The organism is Halomonas sp. SpR1, from assembly GCF_031010175.1.
GTDB lineage: Bacteria > Pseudomonadota > Gammaproteobacteria > Pseudomonadales > Halomonadaceae > Vreelandella.
Map to the genome: position 1 here is coordinate 154,349 of NZ_JAUAMB010000007.1, position 7,474 is coordinate 161,822.

Genomic DNA, 7,474 nt, shown 5'->3' on the forward strand with positions numbered 1-7,474 from the left:
ACGTTGATAAAGACCTAGGCGCGTTCGCGACGACGAACCGGCGCATCGCCTTCATCACGACGGCGGCGTGGAGCACGCTCAGCCGGTGCGCTGTCTTCGCTGATTTCCAGCGGACGGCCAGCCACACGAGCACGGGCCATCTTAGTCAGAATCGTCGAGGGCAAGCCGCTCGGCAGTTCGACCACAGAGAAAGCGTTGCGGATATCGATACGGCCGATACGCGCGCCTTCAATGCCGCCTTCATTAGCGAGAGCGCCAACAAGTTGGCCTGGCTTGACGCCATCTTTATGACCAACGGAGACGCGGTAGCGCGTCATGCCTTCGGTCGGGCCGCTAGTGCGTTCACGACGTGCACCCGGCTTACCGGCTGGCGCGCCATCACGCGAAGGCTTCTCTTTGCGCGGTGCCTGTAGGCGACCGATCGGCGCTTCGTCAGCACGTGCCATAGCGGCAAACGCACAGGTCAGCTCAATCGGGTCGTGACCTTCTTCGATCAGCCGCTCAATCAAGGCACGCTGCTCTTCTGCGCCTTTGGTTAAGGAAGCGATAACCCGGTTATGGAAGACGTCATCGCGGTGGGCGCGAATGGCAGCTTCATCAGGCAATGGCATTTCAGTCATTTTCTGACCGGTTGCCTGCTCCATCCAGCCTACTTTACGGCCTTCACGGAAACCCGCAAAGGTAATCGCGATGCCGCTGCGGCCCGCACGACCAGTACGACCGATACGGTGCGTATAGGCTTCCGCATCTTGGGGCAGGTCGTAGTTGATAACGTGAGTAATGCGCGATACGTCTAGACCACGCGCAGCCACATCAGTCGCAATCAGCACGTCGACTTTGCCACGCTTCAAGCGCGTAATGGTGCGCTCACGCAGGCTCTGATCCAGATCACCCGACAAGCCTGCGGCGTTAACGCCACGTGCGGTCAGTTGCTCAACCAGCGTGGTACACGCAGCACGGGTACGCACAAAGACGATAGCGCCATCGACCGGTTCAACTTCAAGAATACGCGACAGCGCTTCCAGCTTAGCGCCGCCATCAACGCGCACAATGCGCTGTTCGATGTTTTCGCCGGTAGTGGTGCCAGACTCAATGGCGACTTTCACCGGATTAACCAAATAGCGGTTAACGATGCGCTCAATTTCAGTCGGCAGTGTCGCCGAGAAGAACACACGCTGGGCATCTTTCGGGGTATCGGCAACCACGCGTTTTACGTCGTCGATAAAGCCCATGCGCAGCATTTCATCAGCTTCGTCCAGTACCAGAGCGGAGAGGCCGTCAAGCTTCAGGCTACCGCGGTCCAGGTGGTCGATAATCCGGCCTGGGGTACCCACAACCACTTGTGCGCCACGCTTAAGGGCGCCCAGCTGTTCACGGTACTCTTGACCACCACAGAGGGTGGCAACTTCAAGACCTTTCAGGTTTTGGCCATACTTGCTAAACGAAGCAGCTACTTGCTGAGCCAATTCGCGGGTTGGCGCCATTACCAGCACTTGCGGCTCGCGGCGAGTCAGTTCTAAACGTGACAGTAACGGTAATGCAAACGCTGCGGTTTTGCCGGTACCCGTCTGGGCCTGGCCCAGCATATCGCGGCCTTCAAGCAGCGCAGGGATGGTTTGCGCCTGAATCGGCGAGGGAACTAGATAGCCCTGTGATTCAACAGCAGACAAAACGGCAGGCAATAGAGCGAGATCGCCGAAGCTCGGCGAAGCGACAGAAGTCGAGGTCATTAATCACACCTTGGTAGGCCGGTAAGTACCGGCAAAAAACATCATAAGCGTCTCTGACTTTGTCATCGCATAACGACATAACATGTGGTCGTTAACGAAACAGGCACCGCCGTAGCGGTCATAGCCATCAATGGAGTCGGAGACGCCGGTCGCACCTAGCATCCGGTTGGCAAGCACCGCGTTAACGGGCCAACCGTTGTGGCGACCTACTGCGCCGATTTCACCCGTTTGGTGAAATACTGGAGGCGCGCCATCTACACAGCAATGAACATCTAGCAATTGGCGAGATGTTCCCGCAAGCGACACTACAAATAACTATTAACATCTACTCATTAATAACTATGCAGTTTAACGCTTACCGTCGTGATGGAGGGGTCAACACATGCGAGGAGGGCGCATCCTAACATCGCATTTCGCTTCTGACCAGCATTTTTAACTTACACCACATTGAAACAGAGACTTGCACTCATGCACATATGGTCTAACCTGAGAAATGCCTAAACAAGTTCACTATTCTCAAGGAGCGATGCAATGAACTGGGATCAAATCGAGGGCAAATGGACAGAGATGAGGGGCAAGGCCCGCGCTAGTTGGGGTGAGCTTACTGACGATGAACTGGATCAGATCGGCGGTAAGAAAGACCAACTGGTAGGCAAGCTTCAGCAGAAGTATGGTCTTGAGCGCGAAGAAGCAGAGCGCCAAGCCGACGACTGGGCTGACAAGCAGTAACGTTTTTACTGCACCTTCTATCAATTCTCTATTCCTGTTTTAAGCCTGTCGGCTTGCTAACACCAGCCGATAAGCGAGTTAACATTTGTCGTAGCCACATGGAGAGATGCTATGCGTAAGACAATCCTGACTACAGTGATCAGCACCGCCCTACTGGGAAGCTTTGCGATGGGTGCTCATGCCCAAAACGAACCTCAGGGCATGTATTCTGCTGATGATATTCTTGATGCAGAGGTCTATTTTGCCGGCGGTTCCGGCGAAGAAATTGGCAACGTTGATGATATCTTGTTTGATGAAGAGATGCGTATCAGTGCCATTGTGATCGAAAGCGGTTCAGTACTTGGCCTAGGCGGTCGTGAAATCGTTGTTGATACCGATTACTTCACCCTAGAAACCGAAACGGAAGCCGACGGTGATACCGAACATCGCATCATGGTCGACGCCAGCCAGGAAGAGGTGGAAGCCTTCCCTGCTTATGATAATGACTGGTGGGAACAGACTAAAGCCAACGCCCGTGATGCCTGGCAAACGACACAAGAAGGCGCTGAGAGCGCTTGGCAGCGCACTCGCGATGCGGTAAACGCAGACCAATAAGGTTGTTAAGTCAGTCAGCATCAATAGTTAAAAGGGCCGCCCAATGGGGTGGCCCTTTTTGATGAAAACCGCCTTGTGTCGGGCTTACTATTTCCGCCGCACCCCTTTGCCCGGCAAACGTTCCCGGTCATGGGACCGCTGAAAATCGAGTAGTGGGCCAGCAGGCACGATACGCGTCGGGTTAATCGTGTCGTGGCTATAATAGTAGTGGCGTTTGATGTGATCCATATTGACGGTCTCAGCCACCCCGGGCCACTGGTAGATTTCTCTCACGTAATTGGAAAGATTGGGGTAGTCCTCAATAAGCTTAAAATTGCATTTGAAGTGACCATAGTAAACTGCATCAAACCGGATCAGCGTTGTAAACAGACGAATGTCCGCCTCGGTTAGCCACTCGCCTGCCAAATAACGCTGTTCAGCCAAGCGTGCTTCCATACGCCCTAGGGCGTCAAACAATGCCTTCACATGCTTTTCATAAACCGCCTGTTCGGTGGCAAAGCCCGATTTATAGACACCATTATTGATGTGGTCGTAGACATCAGCGTTAACGTCATCAATGACGCTACGCAGGTCTTGAGGGTAAAAATCCAGGTCGTTACCAGTCAACTCATCAAACGCACGATTAAACATACGCAGCAGATCCGCAGACTCATTATTAACAATGGCACTACGCTGTTTATCCCATAGCACGGGCACAGTAACACGGCCGGTATAGTGCGGGTCGGTCATGGTGTAGAGCTGGTGGTGAAAGTCGACGTTGTTAATAGGGTCACCACTGGCGCCCTCGTCCTGGCGATACGTCCAGCCTTGGTCGAGCATCAACGGGCTGACATGAGATGTACCGATCAGCGGCTCCAGCCCTTTCAACTTGCGCATAATCAAGGCGCGATGCGCCCAGGGGCAGGCGAGCGATACATATAAGTGATAGCGCTCTTTTTCAGCGGGGTGACAATCGCCGTCGGTCTCAGCCTGGTCACCTACCCAATCGCGCAACTGGGCAGATTCGCGTACAAACTCGCCGCCGTGCTTTTTGGTGTCATACCACTGGTCTTGCCATTCGCCGTTTACAAGTAGTCCCATGAAGCGTCTCCTGAAAAGTTTTTTGGGTCTTATAGCTATTGCATTACTTTTTCAGCATACGCCCGCTTCAAGGAGGCTCAAGCGGATGTTTTACGGCCTTTCATTCGAGTCAGTCGAATCATGCAACGCGCACTCGCTTACCACGGCTTGTTTCAGCGCAGCGGCCATCGCATGGGCCGCAGGCCCTGCCCGATCCCGGTCGCGGAAAATTATCTGAATCGGCACTTCGCGAATACCGCCCGCTGGCAGAGGTAGCGGTTTTAATTGACCACTTTTTAACTCTTCAGAAATACGTGTTTCCGGCATCCACGCAAACCCCAGGCCACGCCTTAGCATATCAAGCGAGGTGTTTAGGTGGCTGACGGTCCAGCGCTGCTCCGCTTTCAGCCAACCCGCGTTGGTTGATTGGCGCAGTGCTGAATCACGCACCACTAACTGCCGATGTTGGGCCAGGTCGCGCAGATCCAATGAGCGCCCCAATTGGTGCAGCGCATGCTGGGGATGCGCCACCGCAACAAAACGCACCGTTACCAGCGGCTCACCTAAAAAGCCCTGCGCCTCAATGCCAGAGACCACAAGATCTGCGCGGCCATCATAGAGCATCTCAATACCGCCATTGAGAACACTCTCGTGTAACTGAACACGCACCTGTGGGTACGTTTCCGAAAAGCGCTCCAACGCTTTGGCTTGAGCGGCAACAGGAAACACCTGATCGATTGCTACCACTACTTCCGCTTCTAAACCAGCGGCTAACCGGGTGGCGACATCCTCAAGCGACGCCGCACTCTCGATTAATTGACGCGCACGCCGAAGCAGCAGCTCGCCCGCTTCAGTTAACCGCACTTGTCGGCCAATAGGCTCCAGCACTTGGACACCTAACTGCTCTTCTAATTTATGCACGGCATGATTCAGCGTGGAAGGGCTTTTATGTACAGCTTCTGCCGCACGCGCAAAGCCACCGTGGTCAACCACGGCGGCCAACATTTGCCATTGTGAAAGTGTTACCCGGGACATTTCGATTTCCTCAACGCAATACAGCGAAACAATGCGCTTAATGTTCGAAAAAGCATGTGTTCGAAAAGCATGGCTAGAATGCCAGGAAACAGCCGACACTTCCGCCCATGCTTGTAAAATGCTTGATAATAGCCGCTAGTGGCAGGCAAAAAAGCGCTCCACGCCTAGCGAGCGGCCAAATACTTACCATTGGGCATAGTTAAATTTTTAAAAAACGTATTTTTCGCCTATAGTTAACTCAGGATATTTAGTTAGCAAGCTTTGCTGGTTACATTTGTTAGCAAACGGTGTTTATAAATAGTAATCTTTGTCTATTATTGCTATTTTTATGTTTAATTACATTTTATGTATAGACATACAGTCTATGCACCCCTGCCTTCATGGGGTATGGTTCCTGGGTTTATTCACTTTATAGTTACTTTTAATCACGAACTCGGCGGTCCATTTACCCATGTTGCGAATCCTCCATTCGCTGCCTCGCACGCATAAATTATTACTGTTACCCGTGGCCACAATGGTCACAGTGCTGGGCACACAAAAATTACTGACGACATACCAAGACTTAAATCAACTGCACACACCGCTTGAAAGCGTGCTGGTACCGCTTCCAAGTGATTCTACTCCGGGCGTTCCCTCCCTGCGTCAAGAACGCACTCCGGTGGCAGAAGCGATCGACCGCGCCTCCCGTGCCCTCGACGCCACTCGTGAAAATATTCCCCTTAGTGAGCTTACAGCTACCGAAATCGTTGACCTTGACGTCATTGCCAATGCGGAAGCTGGTATGGCAAGCCAACCCGCCCCAGGTGGAGATGTCACGGTATTGAAAGCTGCATCTCTTGGTGACGCGCCAACGCTTAATACTTTAGCGCTAGGCAACAGCAGCATTGATGATGGCGCGCTGCACATGGCCATTGTGCTGGGCACACTAGCAAGTGGCATGCTTGATGTAGATGACTCCTCCTCCGTTGAAATAGCCGACGCCACCTCTTATGAGGACTACGGCATTGAGCTATTCGATGATATCTCGTTTCTGGATTTAGAGCTGGCAGCTGAAGAGCCGTTTGTGCCTGAGTGGCAAACACACATTGTCGAATCTGGCGAAACCTTCGCCGTGCTGGCGCAGAATGAATTAGGCCTGGGCTACAGCGAAGTGATGGCACTGCTTGAAGATCTACCCGATCAGCGCATGCTAACTAATTGGCGCGCCGGTCACAGTTTTGATTATCAGCTGGATGAAGATGGCCGCTTGTTATCGCTGCGAATGATGAAAAACACCCGCGATGGCATATTGTTGGAGAAGGATGCAGATCACTTCGCCATCACCACCATAGAACGTCAGGGCGAACCGGTTCAGCGCCTCTATGCAGGTAGCGTCAGCGGTAGTTTTGCGCGCTCCGCTCAGGCGACTGGTTTGAACAGCGGCTCGGTAACGGAATTGACGAAGCTGCTTGAGAAGAAACTCGATTTCAGGCGTGACAGCCGCCGCGGCGATCGCTTCCAGGTGCTAGTCGAATCAGACATGATCGACGGGGAAACGCTTGATTCTCGCGTTCTCGCGGTGCAATACGACGGCGAGCGCATGGATTTAACCGTTGTGCGCAATGCCAGCGACGATAATTTCTACACACCAGAGGGTGGTAGCCTGGATCCCGCCTTTGCCCGCCACCCATTCGAAGGCAATTACCGCTTAAGCTCTGGCTTCAACCCACGCCGTAAGCACCCGGTGACTGGCCGCATCAGCCCTCATAACGGCACCGATTTTGCTATGCCCATTGGTACACCGGTAACGGCTCCCGCCAATGGTGTTGTCGAGCGCGTGAGTAACCATCACGCCGCTGGCCGCTATATCGTCATTCGTCATGACAACGGCTACCGTACCCGCTATCTGCACCTCTCCCGACCGCTGGTGACGCAAGGTGAACGAGTAACAATGGGCGAGCGTATCGCGCTGTCGGGCAATACAGGCCGCAGCACCGGCCCACACCTGCACTACGAAGTCATCGTCAACAACTCGCCGGTGAATGCAATGACCGTTCCCCTGCCAGAAAATACCAGCTTGAGCGGCGACACGCTTATTGCCTTCCAGAACCAGGCAGCGCCAATGTTAGCTGCGCTGGAAAGCGGCGAAACCGGGCCGGTTAGCGTGGCTAACTATCAGCAGGAAAGCGACGACTAGCACGCTATCCAGTAACGAATGCTTAATCGAGTAGGAAGGGGAGTCGCCTCCCCTGTCCTCTCACACCACCGGGCATACGGTTCCGTACCACGGCGGTTCATGAAGAACGCTTGAGCCATCTTACCGCGTCCAGTATCGAGATCAGTCCCTG

General features: G+C 53.6%; 7 protein-coding genes. 3 read left to right on the top strand and 4 right to left on the bottom strand.

The window, feature by feature from the left end; genetic code table 11:
- Nucleotides 1-14: 14 nt before the first annotated feature.
- Together QT231_RS07810 and QT231_RS07815 are read right to left on the bottom strand one after the other, a co-directional pair.
- A complete protein-coding gene (locus tag QT231_RS07810; RefSeq protein ID WP_308336352.1) occupies nucleotides 15-1,730 on the bottom strand; it encodes a DEAD/DEAH box helicase in 1,716 nt (571 codons plus the stop codon).
- A gap of 3 nt (nucleotides 1,731-1,733) precedes the next feature.
- Complete coding sequence (locus QT231_RS07815; protein WP_308336353.1) at nucleotides 1,734-2,009, bottom strand: hypothetical protein; 276 nt, start codon at nucleotides 2,007-2,009, stop codon at nucleotides 1,734-1,736.
- 252 nt (nucleotides 2,010-2,261) lie between these two features.
- On the opposite strand from QT231_RS07815, the gene QT231_RS07820 reads away from it, so the two are divergent.
- A complete protein-coding gene (locus QT231_RS07820) occupies nucleotides 2,262-2,459 on the top strand; it encodes a CsbD family protein (protein WP_308336354.1) in 198 nt (65 codons plus the stop codon).
- 111 nt (nucleotides 2,460-2,570) lie between these two features.
- On the top strand, nucleotides 2,571-3,053 hold the full coding sequence (locus tag QT231_RS07825) for a PRC-barrel domain-containing protein (RefSeq protein WP_064234509.1): 483 nt from the start codon (nucleotides 2,571-2,573) through the stop codon (nucleotides 3,051-3,053).
- 87 nt (nucleotides 3,054-3,140) lie between these two features.
- Here QT231_RS07825 and QT231_RS07830 read toward each other — a convergent pair whose 3' ends face one another.
- Nucleotides 3,141-4,133: a glutathione S-transferase family protein gene (locus tag QT231_RS07830; protein ID WP_308336355.1), complete on the bottom strand. Its 993-nt coding sequence runs from the start codon at nucleotides 4,131-4,133 to the stop codon at nucleotides 3,141-3,143.
- Nucleotides 4,134-4,223: 90 nt separating this feature from the next.
- Nucleotides 4,224-5,147: a LysR family transcriptional regulator gene (locus QT231_RS07835; protein ID WP_064234507.1), complete on the bottom strand. Its 924-nt coding sequence runs from the start codon at nucleotides 5,145-5,147 to the stop codon at nucleotides 4,224-4,226.
- A 451-nt stretch (nucleotides 5,148-5,598) separates the two neighbouring features.
- On the opposite strand from QT231_RS07835, the gene QT231_RS07840 reads away from it, so the two are divergent.
- Nucleotides 5,599-7,323: a peptidoglycan DD-metalloendopeptidase family protein gene (locus QT231_RS07840; RefSeq protein WP_308336356.1), complete on the top strand. Its 1,725-nt coding sequence runs from the start codon at nucleotides 5,599-5,601 to the stop codon at nucleotides 7,321-7,323.
- Nucleotides 7,324-7,474 lie beyond the last annotated feature (151 nt).

Coding starts and splice junctions, on each gene's coding strand:
- QT231_RS07810 (WP_308336352.1), bottom strand. CDS start 1,730: ATGACCTCGACTTCTGTCGCTTCGCCGAGCTTCGGCGATCTCGCTCTA.
- QT231_RS07820 (WP_308336354.1), top strand. CDS start 2,262: ATGAACTGGGATCAAATCGAGGGCAAATGGACAGAGATGAGGGGCAAG.
- QT231_RS07825 (WP_064234509.1), top strand. CDS start 2,571: ATGCGTAAGACAATCCTGACTACAGTGATCAGCACCGCCCTACTGGGA.
- QT231_RS07830 (WP_308336355.1), bottom strand. CDS start 4,133: ATGGGACTACTTGTAAACGGCGAATGGCAAGACCAGTGGTATGACACC.
- QT231_RS07835 (WP_064234507.1), bottom strand. CDS start 5,147: ATGTCCCGGGTAACACTTTCACAATGGCAAATGTTGGCCGCCGTGGTT.
- QT231_RS07840 (WP_308336356.1), top strand. CDS start 5,599: ATGTTGCGAATCCTCCATTCGCTGCCTCGCACGCATAAATTATTACTG.